Annotated in this window: 17 protein-coding genes and 1 tRNA gene; 12 read left to right on the top strand and 6 right to left on the bottom strand. The window is 71.3% G+C overall.

Annotated features, from left to right (window positions below):
- The first annotated feature begins 1 nt into the window (after position 1).
- Positions 2 to 2,701: an ATP-dependent RNA helicase gene (locus RIU97_RS29985; RefSeq protein ID WP_404960720.1), complete on the top strand. Its 2,700-nt coding sequence runs from the start codon at positions 2 to 4 to the stop codon at positions 2,699 to 2,701.
- Here the strand turns inward: RIU97_RS29985 and RIU97_RS29980 are convergent.
- Both RIU97_RS29980 and RIU97_RS29975 read right to left on the bottom strand, forming a co-directional pair.
- Positions 2,691 to 3,671 carry a DUF3068 domain-containing protein gene (locus tag RIU97_RS29980; protein ID WP_404960719.1) on the bottom strand — a complete coding sequence of 327 codons (981 nt, stop codon included), beginning with the start codon at positions 3,669 to 3,671 and terminating at the stop codon, positions 2,691 to 2,693. The genes RIU97_RS29985 and RIU97_RS29980 overlap by 11 nt on opposite strands.
- A 14-nt stretch (positions 3,672 to 3,685) precedes the next feature.
- Positions 3,686 to 3,826 carry an SPW_0924 family protein gene (locus tag RIU97_RS29975; RefSeq protein WP_404960718.1) on the bottom strand — a complete coding sequence of 47 codons (141 nt, stop codon included), beginning with the start codon at positions 3,824 to 3,826 and terminating at the stop codon, positions 3,686 to 3,688.
- A 163-nt stretch (positions 3,827 to 3,989) separates the two neighbouring features.
- Here RIU97_RS29975 and RIU97_RS29970 point away from each other — a divergent pair, with 163 nt between their 5' ends.
- The gene (locus RIU97_RS29970) at positions 3,990 to 4,148 is read left to right on the top strand and encodes a hypothetical protein (RefSeq protein ID WP_404960717.1); all 159 of its coding nucleotides are present in this window, start codon (positions 3,990 to 3,992) and stop codon (positions 4,146 to 4,148) included.
- Here the strand turns inward: RIU97_RS29970 and RIU97_RS29965 are convergent.
- Positions 4,145 to 5,380: a lytic transglycosylase domain-containing protein gene (locus tag RIU97_RS29965; RefSeq protein ID WP_404960716.1), complete on the bottom strand. Its 1,236-nt coding sequence runs from the start codon at positions 5,378 to 5,380 to the stop codon at positions 4,145 to 4,147. The genes RIU97_RS29970 and RIU97_RS29965 overlap by 4 nt on opposite strands.
- Positions 5,381 to 5,588: 208 nt before the next feature.
- On the opposite strand from RIU97_RS29965, the gene RIU97_RS29960 reads away from it, so the two are divergent.
- Positions 5,589 to 6,440, top strand: coding sequence for a DUF4184 family protein (locus RIU97_RS29960; RefSeq protein ID WP_404960715.1), 852 nt, complete (start codon positions 5,589 to 5,591; stop codon positions 6,438 to 6,440).
- A gap of 29 nt (positions 6,441 to 6,469) precedes the next feature.
- On the opposite strand, the gene polA is transcribed toward RIU97_RS29960, so the two are convergent.
- Positions 6,470 to 9,190, bottom strand: coding sequence for a DNA polymerase I (gene polA, locus RIU97_RS29955; RefSeq protein WP_404960714.1), 2,721 nt, complete (start codon positions 9,188 to 9,190; stop codon positions 6,470 to 6,472).
- 130 nt (positions 9,191 to 9,320) lie between these two features.
- Between polA and RIU97_RS29950 the strand changes: the two genes are divergently transcribed.
- Together RIU97_RS29950 and RIU97_RS29945 are read left to right on the top strand one after the other, a co-directional pair.
- The gene (locus tag RIU97_RS29950) at positions 9,321 to 11,591 is read left to right on the top strand and encodes an FdhF/YdeP family oxidoreductase (protein ID WP_404960713.1); all 2,271 of its coding nucleotides are present in this window, start codon (positions 9,321 to 9,323) and stop codon (positions 11,589 to 11,591) included.
- Between the two features lie 54 nt (positions 11,592 to 11,645).
- Positions 11,646 to 12,140: a PaaI family thioesterase gene (locus RIU97_RS29945; protein ID WP_383569074.1), complete on the top strand. Its 495-nt coding sequence runs from the start codon at positions 11,646 to 11,648 to the stop codon at positions 12,138 to 12,140.
- Between the two features lie 73 nt (positions 12,141 to 12,213).
- On the opposite strand, the gene RIU97_RS29940 is transcribed toward RIU97_RS29945, so the two are convergent.
- Entirely contained in the window at positions 12,214 to 12,684 is a 471-nt protein-coding gene (locus RIU97_RS29940) for a HEAT repeat domain-containing protein (protein ID WP_404960712.1), read from the bottom strand.
- 190 nt (positions 12,685 to 12,874) lie between these two features.
- Between RIU97_RS29940 and RIU97_RS29935 the strand changes: the two genes are divergently transcribed.
- The 6 genes from RIU97_RS29935 (at position 12,875) to RIU97_RS29910 (ending at position 19,564) form a co-directional block, all read left to right on the top strand.
- Positions 12,875 to 13,273 (top strand): hypothetical protein, encoded by a 399-nt coding sequence (locus RIU97_RS29935; RefSeq protein WP_404960711.1) that lies wholly within the window; start codon positions 12,875 to 12,877, stop codon positions 13,271 to 13,273.
- A gap of 542 nt (positions 13,274 to 13,815) precedes the next feature.
- Complete coding sequence (locus RIU97_RS29930) at positions 13,816 to 15,048, top strand: branched-chain amino acid ABC transporter substrate-binding protein (protein WP_404960710.1); 1,233 nt, start codon at positions 13,816 to 13,818, stop codon at positions 15,046 to 15,048.
- A 109-nt stretch (positions 15,049 to 15,157) separates the two neighbouring features.
- Complete coding sequence (locus RIU97_RS29925) at positions 15,158 to 16,090, top strand: branched-chain amino acid ABC transporter permease (RefSeq protein WP_266597815.1); 933 nt, start codon at positions 15,158 to 15,160, stop codon at positions 16,088 to 16,090.
- 5 nt (positions 16,091 to 16,095) lie between these two features.
- Positions 16,096 to 17,817 (top strand): branched-chain amino acid ABC transporter permease, encoded by a 1,722-nt coding sequence (locus RIU97_RS29920; protein WP_404962993.1) that lies wholly within the window; start codon positions 16,096 to 16,098, stop codon positions 17,815 to 17,817.
- A gap of 5 nt (positions 17,818 to 17,822) precedes the next feature.
- A complete protein-coding gene (locus RIU97_RS29915) occupies positions 17,823 to 18,851 on the top strand; it encodes an ABC transporter ATP-binding protein (protein WP_404962992.1) in 1,029 nt (342 codons plus the stop codon).
- Positions 18,848 to 19,564, top strand: coding sequence for an ABC transporter ATP-binding protein (locus RIU97_RS29910; protein WP_401601008.1), 717 nt, complete (start codon positions 18,848 to 18,850; stop codon positions 19,562 to 19,564). Before RIU97_RS29915 ends, RIU97_RS29910 begins: the two co-directional genes overlap by 4 nt.
- 71 nt (positions 19,565 to 19,635) lie before the next feature.
- Here RIU97_RS29910 and RIU97_RS29905 read toward each other — a convergent pair whose 3' ends face one another.
- Positions 19,636 to 20,289: a response regulator gene (locus RIU97_RS29905; protein ID WP_319724859.1), complete on the bottom strand. Its 654-nt coding sequence runs from the start codon at positions 20,287 to 20,289 to the stop codon at positions 19,636 to 19,638.
- A 97-nt stretch (positions 20,290 to 20,386) separates the two neighbouring features.
- Here RIU97_RS29905 and RIU97_RS29900 point away from each other — a divergent pair.
- Positions 20,387 to 20,461, top strand: a tRNA-Leu gene (locus RIU97_RS29900).
- Positions 20,462 to 20,496: the final 35 nt, after the last annotated feature.

Below are 20,496 nucleotides of genomic sequence, written 5' to 3'. Positions count from 1 at the left end.
CTTGATCCGCCAGGCCGCCCTCGACGCCCTCCCCGTAAGAGAGGCCGTGCCCGCGCTGGTCTCCGCGCTGGACGGCCACGGCGCCGCGGTGCTCTGCGCCCCGCCCGGCACCGGCAAGACCACGCTGGTGCCGCTGGTGCTGGCGGGGCTGGTGGACGGCGGACCCCGGCGCCGGGTCGTGGTCGCCGAGCCGCGGCGGATCGCCGCCCGGGCCGCGGCCCGGCGCATGGCCTGGCTGCTGGGCGAGGCCGTCGGCGGCTCGGTCGGCTTCACGGTGCGCGGGGAGCGGGTGGCGGGTCCCGGCACGGTGGTGGAGGTGGTCACCACCGGGGTGCTGCTCCAGCGGCTCCAGCGCGACCAGGAGCTGGCCGGTGTGGACGTGGTGGTCCTGGACGAGTGCCACGAGAGGCACCTGGACGCCGACACGGTCGCCGCCTTCCTCCTCGACGTACGGGAAACCCTGCGCCCCGAGCTCCGGCTCGTGGCGGCCTCGGCGACGACCGACGCGGCCGGCTGGGCGCGCGTACTCGGCCGTGGCGGTCCCGGCGACGCGCCGGTGGTGGAGGCCGCGGGGGTCTCGTATCCGGTGGAGACCGTGTGGGCCCCGCCGGCCCGGCCGGTGCGGCCCCCGCACGGGATGCGGGTGGATCCGGCGCAGCTGACGCACGTGGCCTCGGTGGTGCGGCGGGCCCTGGCGGAGCGCGCGGGCGACGTCCTGTGCTTCCTGCCCGGCGTCGGCGAGATCGCCCGCGTCGCCGGGCAGCTGGGCGGCGTGGACGCGGAGGTGCTGCAGATCCACGGCCGGGCCCCGGCGGCCGTGCAGGACGCGGCGCTGACGGCCTCGGACCACCGCCGGGTGATCCTTTCCACCGCGGTGGCGGAGTCGAGCCTGACCGTTCCCGGGGTACGGGTGGTGGTGGACTCGGGGCTGGCCCGCGAGCCCCGGGTGGACCATGCCCGGGGGCTGGGCGCGCTGGCGACCGTACGGGCCTCCCGCGCGGCCGGGCGGCAGCGGGCGGGGCGGGCCGGACGCGAGGCGCCGGGAGCGGTGTACCGCTGCTGGGCCGAGGCGGAGGACGGCCGGCTGCCGGCGTTCCCGTCGCCGGAGATACGCATTGCCGACCTGGCGCAGTTCGCCCTGCAGGCGGCGTGCTGGGGCGACCCGGACGCGGCCGGTCTGGCCCTGCTGGACCCGCCGCCGGCCGGGGCGATGGCGGCGGCGCGGGAGGTGCTGGTGGCGGTCGGCGCGGTGGACGGGGCCGGCCGGCCCACTGCCCGGGGGCTGCGGATGGCCCGGCTCGGGCTGCACCCGCGGCTGGCCCGCGCCCTGCTGGACGGCTCGGCCGCGCTCGGTGCCCGGCGGGCGGCGGAGCTGGTGGCCCTGCTCAGCGAGGAGCCGCCGCGCGAGTACGGGGACGACCTGGCCGCGGCCTGGCGGCAGGCCCGGCGGGGCGGCGATGCCTACGCGGCCCGCTGGCGCACGGAGGTCACCCGCCTGGACCGTGCCGTCCGGGACCCTGCGGGGCTCTCCCCCACCCCGCCCCATCCCGAAACTGTGGGCTCCGCCCCCAGCCCCCCGTCCCGGGGCTCCGCCCCGGACCCGGCGGGGGCTCCGCCCCCGGACCCCCGCGCCTCAAACGCCGCCGGGGCTGATTCTTCAGCCCCGGCGGCGTTTGAGGCGCGGGGTCTGGGGCGGAGTCCCGGCAGCGGCGCCGTGCCCGACGATGGCGCCGCCGGGCTCGTCGCCGCCCTCGCGTTTCCGGAGCGGGTCGCGAAGGCCAAGGGCGAAGGGGCCTTCCTGATGGCCTCCGGGACCGGGGCCGAGCTCGGCGACGGCTCGGGCCTGCGCCGCGCGCCCTGGCTGGCCGTGGCCGTCGCCGACAGGCCCCCGCACTCCGCCTCCGCCCGCATCCGGCTGGCCGCGGTCATCGACGAGGACACCGCCCTGGCCGCCGCCGCCCACCTGCGGACCGAGGGCGAAGAGGTGCGCTGGGAGGAAGGGGACCTGATCGCCCGCGCGGTGCAGCGGCTCGGGGCGATCGAGCTGGCCGTGCGCCCGCTGCGCAGCCCCGCCCCGGCGCTCGTACGGGCCGCCCTGCTCGACGGGCTCCGCTCCGAGGGCCTCGGCCTGCTGCGCTGGTCCCCGGACGCGCAGACACTTCGGGCCCGGCTGGGCTTCCTGCACCGCACGCTCGGCGGCGCGTGGCCCGACGTAGAAGAGGACGGAGCCCTGCTGGACCGCGCCGACGACTGGCTGGAACCCGAGCTGTCGCGGGCCCGGCGCCGTGCGGACCTGGGGCGGATCGACGCCGGGCAGGCGCTGAACCGGCTGCTGCCGTGGGCCACCGGTGAGGCCGCCCGGCTGGACGAGCTGGCTCCGGAACGGCTGGAGGTCCCCAGCGGATCCCGGATCCGGCTGGACTACTCCGCCGAGCACGGGCAACCGGTGCTCGCGGTGAAGCTCCAGGAGCTGTTCGGGCTGGCCGAGACCCCGAAGGTGGCCGGTGTGCCGGTGCTGGTGCACCTGCTGTCGCCCGCCGGACGGCCCGCCGCCGTCACCGCCGACCTCGCCTCCTTCTGGCAGGGCGGCTACCGCGCCGTCCGTGCCGAGCTGCGCGGCCGCTACCCCAAGCACCCCTGGCCGGAGGACCCGGCCACCGCCGAGCCCACCCGCCACACGAACGCCCGGCTCAGGCGCTGACCTCTTCCCCTTCTTCCCGCACCCGGCGGGCGCGGGCCTCCAGCCACAGCGCGAGCCCCAGCAGCGCGAGCCCGCCGGCCGCCAGGCCGATCGGCGCGTAGGTGTGCAGTGCGAGGACCTTCGTACGGTTCGACTTGACCAGGTCGACGGTGTAGTCGGAGTAGTCCTCGCGCATCGTCACGTGCCCGGCGAAGGCGGTGAGCTTGCCGTCGGGTCCGCCCGCCGCGATGCCGCCCCGCATCTCCTGCTGGATGTCCTGCTCGGCGTTGACCGGCGCCCCGGTCACCGGGTCGACCCAGAACCTCACCTCGGCGGTGTACCAGAGGGTGGTTCCGGTGGCGGCCTCGATCGTCGACGGGTCGATGCCCTCGATCGGCATCTTCTTCGGCATGGCGACCTTGGTCCAGGGGATCGTCTGCTCGAAGTAGTAGACGTCCATGCCCTTGAAGGTGCGCGGTCCGACGTAGTGGATCGGCGAGGAGGTGCGGGTCTGCGCGTCGAAGTACAGGTAGTCACGCGGCTCGGTGAAGAACGGCCACTTGAACTCGATGCCCTCGCGCTTGACGGCGTCCCCGTCGACCATCTCCCCGGTGGCGTGCACCGGGTCCTGGGTGTGGGCGTCGAAGATGTAGCGCTCGGGGATCTGGGAGACCATCTTGCCGTCGGGTCCGATGATGTAGGACAGCGTGTCCCAGACGACGACGTCCTTGCCCGCGCTCGACTCGATCTCCTTCGACGCCTCCACGTTCCCCTTGAGGGTCTGGACGATCGTGACCTTGTCGACCTTCTTGGGCTGCATGCCCCCGGTGTAGTCGAGCAGGGTCGCGTCCTTAGCCTCCAGGACCATCTCCTGGTACTGGCTCGGCGGGATCTTGGCGAGGCGGGGGTACGCGTACCAGCGCAGCAGCGGCGCGAGGGCTGCGCAGAACACGGCTAGGGCCAGCAGGACAAGGCTCGCTCTGCGTCGCAAGGCCGGGCCCTCCTCTACTTTCCGGGCGCGGGGGGCGCGGTGGTGAGCAGGGGCCTGGGTGAGGTCTTGCCCTCGGGCGCCCCGAACGCCGTGACGGCGAGGACGAGGAGTACCGCGAGGACGAGCCCGCTGGCGGCGGCGATGAGTGCGCGCATGCCGGGCCTCCGGAATCTGATAGGGCGTCAGGGCGCAGGCACCGTAGCAATGCGGAGGCGAGATGAGAACCGTCTGGGCCTGCGCTTTCAGGGCAGGACGCGGCTCCTCCTCTGAGTACCCGTACTCATGTCCGGGCGCCCGTCCCCGGGCGGGCTGGCGGGCATGACCGCTCCGACCGTCCACACCGGGCGGCGCGGGACCCTCGGTGCGGACATCGCCTCGGCCGTCCTGCTGATCGTGATCGAGCTGCTCGGCCTCGCCGCGGTCTTCTTCGCGTGGGTGCTCGCCAACCTGGACTTCGCTCCCGAGTCGACCGGCTAGAGGGTTCCGGTCAGGCTCGGCGAGGGGACGGGGCTCGCCTTGCCGGACGCCGTGGGCGTGGGCGTGGGACGAACGCTGGCGGAGGGGCTCGGCTTCGGCGTGGGGGTCGTGCTCGGCGTGGGCGTCGGCTTCGGGTCCGGCGTGGGTGTGGGAGTCGGTGTCGGCGTCGGGACGGGAGTCGGCGTCGGGACGGGAGTCGGCGTGGGCGTCGGCTTCGGGTCCGGCGTCGGGTCCGGCGTCGGCGTCGGAGTCGGCGTGGGCTTCGGGTCCGGCGACGGGGTGGGCGTCGGGCTCGGCGTGGGTGTGGGTGTGGGCGTGGGCTTCGGGGTGGGTGTGGGCTTCGGTGTCGGTGCCGTGGGGGTGCCCGCCCCCGTGCCGGCGCTGTCCGGGACCTCGTGCGTGCCCTTGAGGTAGTACGTGAACCAGGACCGGACCGTCCGCAGGTACTCCGTGGAGTGGTTGTAGGAGAGCACCGCCCGGTCCAGGTCCGCATCCGTCCGCAGGTCCCGGGTGCCCGCGCACAGGTACCGCCCGGCCGCGAGGGCCGCGTCGTGCACGTTGTTCGGGTTGCGCCGGCCGTCGCCGTCCGCGTCCTGGCCCCATGCCGCCCACGTGGAGGGGATGAACTGCATCGGCCCGACCGCCCGGTCGTACCGGGCGTCCCCGTCGTAGGCCCCGCCGTCCGTGTCCGAGATGTTCGCGAAGCCGTTGCCGTCGAGGACCGGCCCCAGGATCGGCCGCAGCGTCGTCCCGGCCGCGTCGACCTGGCCGCCGCGCGCCTGACCGGACTCCACCTTGCCGATCGCCGCGAGGAGTTGCCAGCGCAGTCCGCATCCGGGGTCGCTCTGCCCCACCGTCTTCTCCGCCCGCAGGTAGGCAGCGAGCACGCTCGCCGGTATCCCCTGGGCCCCTTCGGCCGGTCCGGTTCCGGCGCCCGCCGGCACCGCCGCCGGCTCCGGAGCCTGCGGCTGCGCGGTCTGGGCCTCGTCCGGCAGCAGCACGGCCGGCGGCTCCGGGCTCGCCAGCGGCGGGAGTTCGGTGAAGTACGCGGTGTCGCCGCCGCCACTCGCCTCCGCCGGGAGGGCCTGCTCGCCCTCACCGATCGCGGCCGTCAGGTCCTCCCCGGCGCCCGCCGGCCCCTGCGAAGCGGTCAGCGCCGCGGCCACCAGCGCGGAGACCAGGGCGGCTGCCGCCCCCTTGCGCAGCCTGCGTCCGATTATTCGAGCCGACATGAGCCGGACCCCTCCCCCTCGACGTCCGCGTGACCATACGTCAACTCCCTGCAATGAGCACGGACAGCGGGCCGGAATTCACCACATCGCCACGCCCGTGCGCAGGTCACGCATACTGTCTGGACCCTTCGGGCGCATTGGCCCGAAGTAAGGAACACCCCCGAGAAGGTCTACGGGAACATCCACGAGTTCGTCCAGGAGAAGTGCCATGCCGTTCACTCTCAGCCATGCGGCCGCGGTACTGCCGGCCATCCGCCGGACCGGGCGTGCGCGCGGCCCCCTCGTCGCCTCGGCCCTGGTCCTCGGGTCGTTCGCGCCGGACACCTTCTACTTCACGGACGCGATCGTCGGGGGCGTGATGGCCTACGGGAGCTTCACGCACTCGCTGCCGGGGGTGTTCACCCTGGACGCCGTGCTCACCGCCGCCCTCGTGGGGTGCTGGCTGCTGCTGCGCGAGCCGCTGATCGCGCTGCTGCCGCGCGGCTGGCGGGGCCGTGTCCACGCGTTCGTACGCGGCGAGCACTGGAGCGCACGCCGACTGCCCGCGCTCGCCGCCTGGTTCTACGCCTCGGCCGTCGTCGGTTCCCTCACGCACGTGGTGTGGGACAGCTTCACGCACGGCGACCGCTGGGGAACGAACGCGCTGCCGGAGCTGGAGGAGCCCCTCGCCTTCGGCCTGCCCCTCTACTCGTACCTGCAGTACGGCACTTCGGCGGTCGCGGCCTGCGCGCTGCTCTGGTTCACGGTGACCGCCCTGCGGCGGCTGCCCGCCTCCCCCGCCCCCGCCTCCGTGCCGGTGCTCGGCCGGGCGGAGATCTGGGGCGCGCTCGCCCTGGTGGTGGGGTGCGTGGCGGTCGGGGTCACGATGCGCGTGATCCGCTTCTTCACCTTCTTCGACCGGATCCGTACGCCGCTCGACATCATCCCGACCGTCTGTTTCGGCGCGGGCGGCGGCCTCGCCGTGGCCCTGCTGCTGTACGGGGTGCTCGTACGGCTGCGGCACCGCGGCGACCGCGCCCGTACGGACGAGGAAACGCGGACGCCCGTCCCCACCGCCTGAGCGGGGACGGGCGCTAGGCCGTACGGGCCTCAGTGCGCGGCGGACTCCCAGTCCGGGCCTACGCCCACGGACACGTCCAGCGCGGCCCGGAGCTCGACGGCGGCGCCCATCTCGCGCCGCACCAGCTCCTCGACCTGCTTCCGCTCGCCCGGGGCGATCTCCAGCACGATTTCGTCGTGGACCTGGAGCAGCATCCGCGACTGCAGGCCGGCCCCGGTGATCGCCTGGTCCACGCGCAGCATCGCGACCTTGACGATGTCGGCGGCCGTGCCCTGGATCGGGGCGTTGAGCGCCATCCGCTCGGCGGCCTCGCGGCGCTGGCGGTTGTCGCTGTTGAGGTCGGGCAGGTACCGGCGGCGGCCGAAGACCGTCGCCGTGTATCCGGTGGCGCGGGCCTCGTCCACGACGCGCTGCAGGTAGTCGCGGACCCCGCCGAAGCGCTCGAAGAAGGTCTCCATCAGGCCGCGCGCCTCGGCGGGCTCGATGTTCAGCTGCTGGGCGAGACCGAAGGCGGAGAGCCCGTACGCGAGGCCGTACGACATGGCCTTGATCTTGCGGCGCATCTCGGCGTCGACCTGGGACCGCTCCACGCCGAACACCTGGGAGGCGACGGTGGTGTGCAGGTCCTCGCCGGTCGCGAAGGCCTCGATCAGGCCCTCGTCCTCGGAGAGGTGGGCCATGACGCGCAGCTCGATCTGGCTGTAGTCGGCCGTCATGAGGGACTCGAAGCCCTCGCCGACGACGAAGCCGCGGCGGATGGCCCGGCCCTCGTCGGTGCGCACCGGCACGTTCTGCAGGTTGGGGTCGGTGGAGGACAGCCGGCCGGTCGCGGCGACGGTCTGGCTGAAGCTGGTGTGCACCCGGCCGTCGGCGGCGATGGTCTTGACCAGGCCCTCGACGGTGACGCGCAGCTTGGCCTGCTCCCTGTGGCGGAGCATGATCACGGGCAGTTCGTGGTCGGTCTGCGTGGCCAGCCAGGCCAGCGCGTCCGCGTCCGTGGTGTACCCGGTCTTGGTCTTCTTCGTCTTCGGCAGGTCCAGCTCGCCGAAGAAGACCTCCTGGAGCTGCTTGGGCGAGCCGAGGTTGAACTCGTGGCCGACGGCCGCGTGCGCCTCCTTCACCGCCTGCTGCACGGCGCCGGCGAACTGCTGCTCCATCGCCTCCAGGTGGTCCCGGTCGGCGGCGATGCCGGACCGTTCCATCCGGGCGAGGAGCTCGGAGGTCGGCAGCTCCATGTCGTGCAGCAGCTCGGCGGCGCCCGCCTCGGAGAGCTTGTCGGTGAAGGCGTCGCCGAGGTCGAGGACCGCGCGGGCCTGCGCCATCAGCGCCTCGGCCTCGGCCGTGTCGTCGGCGCCGAAGGCCAGCTGGCCGTCGGCGGCGGCGGGCGCCAGCTCGCGGTGCAGGTACTCCATGGACAGGACGTCCAGGCCGAAGGACCGGCGGCCCGGCTTGACCAGGTACGCGGCGAGCGCGGTGTCCATGGACACTCCGGCCAGCGACCAGCCGTGCTCGGGGAAGACCCTCCACAGCGCCTTCGCGTTGTGCACGACCTTGGGGCGGGCCCCGTCCGAGGCCCAGGCACGGAAGGCCAGCTCGTCGGCCTCGTCCAGCGACAGCGGCTCGAACCAGGCGGCCGCCCCGCCGGCCGCGGCCAGCGCGACCTCGGTGATCCGGCCGGCGCCCAGCGCCCAGCTGTCGACGGTCGCGATGCCCAGCGGTCCGCCCGCATGGGCCTCCAGCCACGGCGCCAGCTCGCCCGTGCCCAGTACGGAGGCGTCCAGCTCCACGCCGGCCGCCGGAGCCGGGGGCTCCTCCTCGGCCGCGCCCGGGTCCACGGCGAGCAGCCGCTCGCGCAGCGAGGCGTTGCGGATCTCCAGTACGTCCAGCACGCCGAGCATGGCGGTCCGGTCGTACGCGACGCGCGCCAGGTCGGCGGGGGTCTTGGGCAGCTCCACGTCCTTGACCATCTCGGTCAGGACCCGGTTGAGCTTGACGGCCTCCAGGTGGTCCCGGAGGGCCTGCCCGGCCTTGCCCTTGACCTCCTCGGCGCGCTCCACGAGCGCGGCGAACGACCCGAACTCGGTGATCCACTTGGTGGCGGTCTTCGGGCCGACGCCGGGGATGCCCGGCAGGTTGTCGGACGGGTCGCCGCGCAGGGCCGCGAAGTCCGGGTACTGCTGCGGGGTGAGCCCGTACTTCTCCTCGACCTTCTCCGGCGTGAACCGGGTGAGCTCGGAGACTCCCTTGGTCGGGTAGAGCACGGTGGTGTGCTCGGACACCAGCTGGAAGGAGTCCCGGTCGCCGGTGACGATCAGCACGTCGAAGCCGAGGGCCTCCGCCTGCGTCGCCAGGGTCGCGATCACGTCGTCGGCCTCGAAGCCGTCGACCGCGAAGCGCGGCACGTGCATCGTGTCGAGCAGCTCGCCGATCAGCTCGACCTGCCCCTTGAACTCGTCGGGGGTCTTGGAGCGGTTCGCCTTGTACTCGGGGAACTCCGTCGAGCGCCACGTCTTGCGCGAGACGTCGAACGCCACCGCGAAGTGCGTGGGCGCCTCGTCGCGCAGCGTGTTCGCCAGCATGGACGCGAAGCCGTAGATGGCGTTGGTCGGCTGGCCCGTCGCGGTCGTGAAGTTCTCCGCGGGCAGCGCGAAGAACGCCCTGTACGCCAGGGAGTGCCCGTCCATGAGCATCAGGCGGGGGCGGTCCGCTGCGGTCGTCTGGTCGGTCTTCTTCGATGCTGTCTCTGCCACGCCCCCGATCCTAGGCGCCCCCACCGACAAAACCGGACGGGCCGAGTGGAGGGGCAAATCCGCCGTCGGCGATGTCGGCGGAGCGTGACAGGATCGGTGTATACGACAGGACTGTTCAAAGGGGAGCGTCATGGCCACCAAGCCGCCCGCAGGTGATCCGGTACAGGATGCTCCGCAGGTCGCGCCCCCCAAACACGCGGCCGCGGGGCTGCCCGCCATCGGGCACACCCTGAGGATCGCCCAGCAGCAGATGGGCGTGGCCCGCACCGCCCGCACCCTGCTCAAGGTCAACCAGAAGGACGGCTTCGACTGCCCGGGCTGCGCCTGGCCCGAGGGCGACAAGCGGCACACGGCCGAGTTCTGTGAGAACGGCGCCAAGGCCGTCGCGGAGGAGGCCACCCTGCGCCGGGTCACCCCGGAGTTCTTCGCCGCGCATCCGCTGGCCGACCTGGCCACCCGCTCCGGCTACTGGCTGGGGCAGCAGGGCCGGATCACGCAGCCCGTGTATCTGCCGGAGGGCGGCGACCGGTACGAGGCGATCAGCTGGGAGCGGGCCTTCGCGGTCATCGCCGAGGAGCTGACCGCCCTCGCCTCCCCCGACGAGGCCCTCTTCTACACCTCGGGCCGCACCAGCAACGAGGCCGCGTTCCTCTTCCAGCTCTTCGCCCGCGAGTTCGGCACGAACAACCTGCCCGACTGCTCGAACATGTGCCACGAGTCCTCGGGCTCCGCGCTGAACGAGACCATCGGCATCGGCAAGGGCAGCGTCTCCCTGGAGGACCTCCACCGGGCCGACCTGATCATCGTCGCCGGGCAGAACCCGGGCACCAACCACCCGCGCATGCTCTCCGCCCTGGAACAGGCCAAGTCCTCCGGCGCGAAGATCATCTCGGTGAATCCGCTGCCCGAGGCCGGCATGGAGCGGTTCAAGAACCCGCAGACCCCCCTCGGCATGCTCAGGGGCACCGCCCTCAACGACCTCTTCCTGCAGATCCGCATCGGCGGCGACCAGGCCCTCTTCCGCCTGCTGAACAAGCTGGTCATCGAGGCGGGCGGCGCCACCGACGAGGACTTCATCCGCGAGCACACCCACGGCTACGAGGAGTTCGCCGCCGCCGCCAAGGAGGCCGACTGGGCGGAGACCCTGACCGCGACCGGCCTGAGCCGGCCGGAGATCGAGCGGGCGCTGGCCATGGTCCTGGCCTCGGAGCGCACCATCGTCTGCTGGGCCATGGGCCTCACCCAGCACAAGCACGCCGTCGCCACCATCCGCGAGGTCGTCAACCTGCTCCTGCTGCGCGGCAACATCGGCCGGCCCGGCGCCGGCGTCTGCCCGGTCCGCGGCCACTCCAACGTGCAGGGCGACCGCACCATGGGGATCTTCGAACGGCCCGCGCCCGCCTTCCTCGACGCCCTCGACCAGGAATTCGGCATCACCTCGCCGCGCGGGCACGGCTTCGACGTGGTCCGCTCCATCCAGGCGATGCGCGACGGCAGGGCCAAGGTCCTCTTCGCCATGGGCGGCAACTTCGTCGGCGCCACCCCGGACACCGAGGTCACCGAGGCCGCGATCCGCCGCACCGCCCTGACCGTGCACGTGTCCACCAAGCTGAACCGCTCTCACGCGGTCACCGGCCGGCGCGCCCTGATCCTGCCCACCCTCGGCCGCACCGACAAGGACGTGCAGGCCGCCGGGAAGCAGTTCGTCACGGTCGAGGACTCCATGGGCATGGTCCACGCCTCCCGCGGCAACCTCGCCCCCGCCTCCCCGCACCTGCTCTCCGAGCCCGCGATCGTGGCCCGTATGGCCCGCGCGGTCCTCGGCGCCGCCTCGGCCACCCCGTGGGAGGAGTTCGAGCGGGACTACGCCTCGATCCGCGACCGGATCTCCCGCGTCGTCCCCGGCTTCGAGGACTTCAACGCCAGGGTGGCCCGGCCCGGCGGCTTCCAGCTGCCGCACGCCCCGCGCGACGAGCGCCGCTTCCCCACCACCACCGGCAAGGCCAATTTCACCGCCGCGCCCGTGGAGTACCCCACGGTTCCGCAGGGACGGCTCCTCCTGCAGACCCTGCGCAGCCACGACCAGTACAACACCACGATCTACGGCCTCGACGACCGCTACCGGGGCATCACCGGCGGCCGCCGCGTCGTCATGGTCAACCCCGAGGACGCGGCCGAGCTGGGTCTGGCCGACGGCTCGTACACCGACCTGGTGAGCGAGTGGAAGGACGGCGTGGAGCGGCGCGCGCCCGGCTTCCGCGTCGTGCACTACCCGACGGCCCGCGGCTGCGCCGCCGCGTACTACCCCGAGACCAACGTGCTGGTCCCGCTGGACTCCACCGCGGACACCAGCAATACCCCGGCGAGCAAGTCCGTCGTCGTGCGCTTCGAACCGGCCTGATAGAACGACCTCAGGACAAGAAGGTTAACGAGCGTTGACGAACGGAGCCTGACCATGGGCGAGCAGCACGCAGTGAAGTTCCCGCAGGAGGTACTCGACGAGTACGCGGCCCTGGGCATCGACCTCCCCGCACTGTTCTCGGCGGGAGACCTCGGCGAGCGGATGGACATCCGCATCCTGGAGGCCTCGGCCGACCGCGTCGTCGGCACCATGCCCGTCAAGGGCAACACCCAGCCGTACGGACTGCTGCACGGCGGGGCCTCCGCCGTACTGGCCGAAACCCTCGGCTCGATCGGCGCGATGATGCACGGCGGCATCACCAAGATCGCCGTCGGCGTGGACCTGAACTGCACCCACCACCGGGGCGCCCGCACCGGCATCGTGACCGGCGTCGCCACCCCCGTGCACCGCGGCCGCTCGACCACCACCTTCGAGATCGTCATCACCGACGAGCAGGACAAGCGGATCTGCACCGCCCGCCTGACCTGCCTGCTGCGCGAGGTCGACCAGTCGGCCGGGGCCGCCGCCGAGGCCCCCGCGGGGGCCTGACCCGGCAGGCCCCCGCGGGGGCCTGACCCGGCCCGCGCGGGCGCGTTGACGAGCGGCCGCCGCGCCCCGGGAGTCAGGCCGTCCCCTCACCGGGGGACTCCCGGAGCCGGCGCAGTTCGCCCACCGCGTCCGCCGCCTCCCTGCGCACGTACGGGTGGGGATGGTGGAGGAACCGTTCGACGACCGGCAGCGCCGCCCGGTCGCAGGTGGAGCCGAGCGCGGCCAGGACGTACCCCAGGAGCAGGGGTTCGAAGCCGTCCACGCCGGCGGCGAGCGGTTCCACCACCCGGTAGGGGAGCTCGTAGGGCGTGGTGGCCGTGCAGATCGCGTGCAGCGCGGACTCCCGCAGCACATAGCTCTCGTCGGAGAGCGCGACCGCGACGAGGCGCTCGACCGCCCGCTCGGCGTCGTCCTGTGTCGGGAGGCCCGTCTCCAGGACGTCGCTGACGACTTCGAGGCAGCCGTCCCGGCGGCCCGCATCGGGGGCGTCCAGCTCCCGCCAAGCCGATTCGATCCATGCCGTCGGGCTCCGGTATCCGCTCACGGCCGGAGCTTAGGAGATACGGTCGCCGCCCGGTCGGCAGCCCCGGATCCCGCTCCGGGCCGGCGGAAGCGGGATCCGGCGCACGTTCCCGGACCGGGCCGCGGCCGCCAACCGCCCGGAATCCGCCACTCCGCACACTTCGCGGTGACATCTGTTGTGTCACCGATGGTGACGCGCCTACCTTCCCCTCATGGGGACCATGCCACGCACGGCCCGGTACGCCGCCCACACCCTCCTCGCGGCACTCGCCCTCTCCGGATGCTCCTCCTCCGCGCCACCCCCGGCGGCGGCCCCGGAGACCCCTTCCGCCAGCCCTTCCTCGCCCGCGCAGGTCTGCACGAGCCTCGTGTCGTACTGGGCGAAGGAGACCCTCCTGGGCACCAAATGGTCCGGCCTCGACTGGGAGCAGAAGGGCCTGTCGAACGACCAGTACGCGATCCACGAGGACGCGGTCGCCGCCGGCCGCGCGGAGGAGCGAACTGACGGACAGACCAAGGCACTTGAGCTGATCGACCGCTTCGTGGCCCGGCGCTGCGCCGAGGAGGACGGCGCGACCGGCAGCTCGGAGAACTGGCGACCCCCGACGTGACCCGGGTCACCGCATTCCCGAGCACGCTGTCCGCCTTCCGGGCAGATCCTCGCGTACGGCCGAACCGCAGGTCGGAGGCCATGTCGCCGAACCGGACAAGATCCATCCGACGGGGGCGCCTCACGCATTTCATTACTCTGAGTAATGCACATGCCGTACGCAATCCGTCTTTTCCTCCGAGAATCGCCACCCGGAGGATTCTTTCAGACACGCACCGCCACATTCGGCCGAATTTGATCTAAGACAGGTGCATGGAGGCCTCAAGCCCCTTAGGGGAACAGGTATTTCTCAGGATGCGGACACTATTCACCGTCACTAAATGTCCGTTCTGTCCACACTCTCGCCACACATTCTTGGCCTTGGCATAACAAGAGCGTCACATCCTCCTTTCCCGCCTCCCGGTGCTCGTCACCTCGGGCCTAGAGTCACGGCCAGTCACCGCGCCGCAAGGCGCGAATCAGCACGGCCGTGGACCTCCCAGTGCGGCCCGGCGACCCAACGGCACCTCGAACGAGAGCGCCGCGCCAGGGAAAGGAAGAATCGTGCGACACCGTTCTTTGCTCGTCCTCACCACCGTGATCACCACGGGAGCACTGACCCTCACCGCTTGCGGATCGCGCGACGGAGACTCCAAGGACAACGGCGGCGGCAAGAAGACCGTCGTGGTCATCGGCGTGGACGCCCCGCTCACCGGCTCGCTCTCCGCGCTCGGCCAGGGCATCAAGAACTCCGTCGACCTCGCGGCCAAGACGGCCAACAAGAACAACGAGGTCCCCGGGATCGAGTTCAAGGTCGAGGCCCTCGACGACCAGGCGGTCCCCGCCTCCGGTCAGGCCAACGCCACCAAGCTCGTCGGCAACAAGGACGTCCTCGGCGTCGTCGGCCCGCTGAACTCCGGCGTCGCCCAGCAGATGCAGGGCGTCTTCAACTCCGCCAACCTGGCGCAGGTCTCGCCCGCCAACACCAACCCCGCGCTCAGCCAGGGCGACAACTGGGGCAAGGGCGAGTTCAAGCGCGGCTTCAAGACCTACTTCCGCACCGCCGCCACCGACGTGGTCCAGGGCAAGTTCGCCGCCCAGTACCTCTTCAAGGACGCCGGCAAGAAGAAGGTCTTCATCGTCGACGACAAGCAGACCTACGGCGCCGGCCTCGCCGCGATCTTCGCCGAGGAGTTCAAGAAGCTCGGCGGCGAGGTCGTCGGCACCGACCACGTCACCGTGAAGGAGACCGACTTCTCCTCCACCGCCGACAAGGTCAAGACCTCCGGCGCCGACTCCGTCTACTTCGGCGGCCAGTACCCCGAGGGCGGCCTGCTCGCCGACCAGATCAAGAAGACCGGCGCCAACGTCCCCCTCATGGGCGGCGACGGCATCCAGGACCCGGCCTTCATCAGCGCCTCCGGTGAGGCCAACGAGGGCGACCTCGCCACCTCCATCGGTTACCCGGTCGAGAAGCTGGACACCGCCAAGAAGTTCATCGAGGACTACAAGGCCGAGGGTTACAAGGACCCGTACGCCGCCTACGGTGGCTACTCCTACGACGCCGGCTGGGCCGTCATCCAGGCCGTCAAGGCCGCCGTCGCCGCCAACAGCGGCAAGCTGCCCGCCGACGCCCGCGCCAAGGTCGTCGAGGCGCTCGGCAAGGTCTCCTTCGAGGGCGTGACCGGCAAGGTCGCCTTCGACGAGTACGGCGACACCACCAACAAGCAGCTCACGGTCTACAAGGTCGAGGGCGGCAAGTGGGTCGACGTCAAGAGCGACACCTTCAACCAGTAAGCCCGTAGTCCCCAGCACCACCCGTAACACCTGAACCATCCGCCGCGCGAGGGCGCAAACAGCGCCCTCGCGCGGAGTCTTATCCGACACGCTCATCGGAGGCCCTGCGGTGCACGAACTGCCGCAACAGCTGGCCAACGGCCTGGCCCTCGGTGCTCTCTATGGCCTCATCGCCATCGGGTACACCATGGTCTACGGCATCGTCCAGCTCATCAACTTCGCCCACGGCGAGATCTTCATGATCGGCGGCTTCGGCGCGCTCAGCGCCTACGCCATCCTCCCGACCGGCACCTCCCTGCTGATCGCGATACCCGTCATGATCGTCGGAGGTGCCGCCACCTCCGTCGCCGTGGCCTGCGCAGCCGAACGCTTCGCCTACCGCCCACTGCGCAGCGCCCCCCGGCTCGCACCCCTCATCACCGCAATCGGCCTCTCGATCGCGCTCCAGCAGCTCGTCTGGCAGTTCTACCCGGACGCCAAGAAGGCGGTCAGCTTCCCTGAGTTCAAGGGCGCCGCCTTCAAGATCACCGACAGCCTGGCCATCCAGCGCGCGGACCTCTTCGTCCTCATCCTCGCCCCGCTCTGCATGCTCGCCCTCGGCGTCTTCGTCCAGAAGAGCCGCAGCGGCCGCGCCATGCAGGCCACCGCGCAGGACCCCGACACCGCGAAGCTGATGGGCATCAACACCGACCGCATCATCGTCATGGCCTTCGCCATCGGTGCCGCGTTCGCCGCCGTCGCCGCCGTCGCCTACGGCCTCGACAAGGGCCAGATCAACTTCGAGATGGGCTTCATCCTCGGCCTCAAGGCCTTCACCGCAGCCGTCCTCGGCGGCATCGGCAACATCTACGGAGCCATGGTCGGCGGCGTCGTCCTCGGACTCGCCGAAGCCCTCTCGATCGCCTACATCGAAGAGATCCCCGGCATGTCGCAGCTCGGCGGTGGCGCCTGGTCCAACGTCTGGGCCTTCGTACTCCTCATCGTCGTCCTCCTCGTGCGGCCACAAGGCCTGCTCGGTGAGCGCGTCGCGGATCGGGCGTGAGAACCATGACCACCAACACCACCCCGCAGACCGACACGGTGAAGCAGGGCCCCGCGCCCACCACGCTCCTGTACGCGGTCATCGGCGGCAGCCTCCTCACCATCGTCAGCGCCTTCCTCGCGTGGACGTGGACCGCCGAGTTCCCCGGCGACCTGACCTACTACGGCAGCCCTGCCGGCCTCCAGTTCGTCACCCTCGCCGGAGCCGCCCTCACCCTCGCCTACGCGCTCTCCGCGCTCGGCGTCAAGGGCCTCGGCTGGCTCGCCCCCGCCGGCACCCGCAAGGCCATCTGGTTCCTGGCCCTCGGCAACCTCGCCGCCACCTGGTTCACGGTCCTGTCCATCACCGTCGTCCTCGGCGGAGTGATCAACCTCGAACCCGGCGCGTACGTGGCCCTCGTCGGCTCGGCCATCCCGGTCCTCGCCGCGCACAAGCTCCAGGACGACACCCGCAAGGCGGCCCCCGCCAAGCAGCTGCCCTCCTGGGCCGAAATCCTCATCATCACCGGCGTCTTCGCCATCGGCCTCTTCGTCATCACCTTCGGCATCGACACCGATGACAAGGAACCGCAGCTCTTCGTCGCCTACCTGATCACCGTCGGCTTCGTGGCCCTCGCGCTGAACAAGGCAGGCCTCTTCGCCCGCCTCGGCGGCATCACCGGCAAGCACCGCCAGGTCACCCTCATCGGTACCGCGGCCGCGGCGATCGCCTTCCCGTTCATCCAGCAGAGCGGCGACACCTACACGCTGATCGCGGTCAACATCCTGATCTTCGCGACCGTCGCCCTCGGCCTCAACGTCGTCGTCGGCCTCGCCGGCCTCCTCGACCTCGGCTACGTCGCCTTCCTCGGCGTCGGCGCCTACGCCGCGGCCCTGGTCTCCGGAAGCACCGCCTCCGCCTTCGGCATCCACCTCCCCTTCTGGGCAGCGGTCATCGTCGGCGCCCTCGCCTCGCTCATCTTCGGCGTGGTCATCGGCGCACCGACCCTGCGCCTGCGCGGCGACTACCTCGCCATCGTCACCCTCGGCTTCGGAGAAATCTTCCGCATCGCCATGGGCAACCTCGACGGCACCTCCGGCCCGGACATCACCAACGGCCCGAACGGCATCCCCAACATCCCCCACCTCGAGCTCTTCGGGTGGAACTTCGGGGAGTCCCACGTAGTCGGCGGCATCACCCTCGGTGCCTACGCCAACTACTACTTCCTGATGCTGCTCGTCATGGCCCTGGTCATCCTGGTCTTCGCCCGTGCCGGCAGCAGCCGCATCGGCCGCGCCTGGGTCGCCATCCGCGAGGACGAGACCGCCGCCGAAGCCATGGGCATCAACGGCTTCAAGGTCAAGCTCATCGCCTTCGCCCTCGGCGCCACCCTCGCCGGCCTCGCCGGCACCGTCCAGGCGCACGTCAACAGCACGGTCGTCCCCGAGAACTACGTCTTCGCCGGGCCCGTCCCGCCGAACTCCGCGTTCCTCCTCGCCGCCGTCATCCTCGGCGGCATGGGCACCATCCGCGGCCCCATCCTCGGCGCCGCACTGCTCTTCCTGATCCCGGCGAAGCTGGCCTTCCTCCAGGACTACCAGCTCCTCGCCTTCGGCATCGCCCTCATCCTGCTCATGCGCTTCCGCCCCGAAGGCCTCATCGCCAACAAGCGCGCGCAGCTCGAGTACCACGACGACACCGCTGACCAGGCCCCCACGGACCTGGCCACCGCCAAGGCGGGGGCGTGAACATCATGACGACCACCACGGACACCACCACCAAGACCACGGTTCTCGAAGCCAAGGGCGTCACCATGCGCTTCGGCGGCCTCACGGCCGTCAAGGGCGTCGACCTCCAGGTCAACTCGGGCGAGATCGTCGGACTCATCGGCCCCAACGGCGCCGGCAAGACCACCTTCTTCAACTGCCTCACCGGGCTGTACGTCCCCACCGAGGGCTCCGTCAGCTACAAGGGCACGGTCCTGCCTCCCAAGCCCCACAAGGTCACCGAGGCCGGCATCGCCCGCACCTTCCAGAACATCCGGCTCTTCCACAACATGACCGTGCTGGAGAACGTCCTCGTCGGACGCCACACCCGCACGAAGGAAGGCCTCTGGTCCGCCCTGCTGCGCGGCCCCGGCTTCAAGAAGGCCGAAGCCGCCAGCGAAGCGCGCGCCATGGAACTCCTGGAGTTCATCGGGCTGGAGAACAAGGCGCAGCACCTGGCCAAGAACCTCCCCTACGGCGAGCAGCGCAAGCTGGAGATCGCCCGCGCCCTCGCCAGCGACCCCGGCCTCATCCTCCTGGACGAGCCCACCGCCGGCATGAACCCGCAGGAAACCCGCGCTGCCGAAGAACTCATCTTCGCCATCCGCGACATGGGCATCGCCGTCCTCGTCATCGAGCACGACATGCGCTTCATCTTCAACCTCTGCGACCGCGTCGCCTGCCTCGTCCAGGGCGAGAAGCTCATCGAGGGCACCGCGGCCGAGGTCCAGGGCGACGAGCGCGTCATCGCCGCCTACCTGGGCGAGCCCTTCGAGGGCGACCCGGGCGCCGCCGAGGACGCCGAGGTCGTGGCGGCGGAAGCCGCAGCGGCGGCCACGCCCGCCGACGCGGAGGCCGAGGCTGAGGCCGACGCGGACGCGGACGCGGACGCGGAGCCTGAGGCGGACGCGGAGCCTGAGGCGGACGCGGAGCCTGAGGCGGACGCCGATGCTCCGGCGGACGCCGACGCGGACAGCACCACCAGCACCACCAGCACGGAAGGAGAGGCCAAGTGACCGCACTGCTCAAGGTCGAGGACCTCAAGGTCGCCTACGGCAAGATCGAAGCCGTCAAGGGAATCTCCTTCGAGGTCAACGAAGGCGAAATCGTCTGCCTCGTCGGCACCAACGGCGCCGGCAAGACGACCACCCTGCGCACCCTCTCCGGGCTCATCAAGCCCAAGAGCGGCACCATCACCTTCGACGGCCAGCCCCTGGCCGCCGTCCCCGCCCACAAGATCGTCTCCCTGGGCCTCGCCCACTCCCCCGAGGGACGGCACATCTTCCCCCGGCTGACGATCGCCGAAAACCTCCAGCTCGGCGCCTTCCTGCGCACCGACAAGGAGGGCATCGAGAAGGACGTCCAGCGCGCCTACGAGATGTTCCCCATCCTGGGCGAACGCCGCAAGCAGGCCGCCGGCACCCTCTCGGGCGGTGAGCAGCAGATGCTCGCCATGGGCCGCGCGCTCATGTCCCAGCCCAAGCTGCTCATGCTGGACGAGCCCTCCATGGGCCTCTCCCCGCTGATGATGCAGAAGATCATGGCGACCATCAAGGAGCTCAAGGCCTCGGGCATGACGATCCTGCTCGTCGAGCAGAACGCCCAGGCGGCGCTCTCGCTCGCCGACCAGGCGCACGTCATGGAGATCGGCAAGGTCGTTCTCTCCGGCACCGGCCGGGACCTCCTCCACAACGAGGACGTCCGCAAGGCCTACCTCGGCGAGGACTGAGCCGTCCTGTACGCGTGAGGCCCGCCTCCCCTCGGGGGGAGGCGGGCCTCACGCACGTTCCGGGACGGGAACTACTTCCCGCTCTCCTTCTTCTTCGCCTCGGCGTCCTCGATGACCACCTCGGCGACCTGCTGCATGGACATGCGGCGGTCCATGGAGGACTTCTGGATCCAGCGGAACGCGGCCGGCTCCGTGAGCCCGTACTGCGTCTGCAGGATGCTCTTCGCCCGGTCCACGAGCTTGCGGGTCTCCAGCCGCAGGGAGAGGTCCGCGACCTCCTTCTCCAGCGCGCGCAGCTCCGCGAAGCGGGAGACGGCCATCTCGATGGCCGGCACCACGTCGCTCTTGCTGAACGGCTTCACGAGGTACGCCATGGCCCCGGCGTCCCGGGCCCGCTCGACGAGGTCGCGCTGCGAGAACGCGGTGAGCATGAGCACGGGGGCGATGGACTCCTCCGCGATCTTCTCGGCGGCGGAGATCCCGTCCAGGACGGGCATCTTCACGTCGAGGATGACGAGGTCGGGCCGGTGCTCGCGCGCGAGCTCCACGGCCGTCTGCCCGTCCCCGGCCTCGCCGACGACGGAGTAGCCCTCCTCCTCCAGCATCTCTTTCAGGTCCAGGCGGATGAGCGCCTCGTCCTCGGCGATGACGACGCGGGTCGTCAGCGGCGGAACGTGCGACTGGTCGGCGTCGGGCGTGGGCGTCGACTCGTGCTCGGCGGTCACGGGGGCTCCTCTTTGCGGGGCATAACAGCTCCCCCGAGCCTACCCAGCTCCTGTAAGGTGGTGTCACGCAGGGTTCCCGGAATCCTTCGTTTCTTAGGCCCCAGTACTCCAACTGGTCAGAGAGGCCGCTCTCAAACAGCGGACAGTGTGGGTTCGAATCCCACCTGGGGCACCTTTCCTTGAATTCCAAGGTCACGCCTCATTGAA

This window comes from Streptomyces sp. 147326, from assembly GCF_045000215.1.
Lineage (GTDB): Bacteria > Actinomycetota > Actinomycetes > Streptomycetales > Streptomycetaceae > Streptomyces.
Note: the sequence above shows the minus strand (reverse complement) of the source record. Positions and strands in the feature narration are given on the sequence as shown.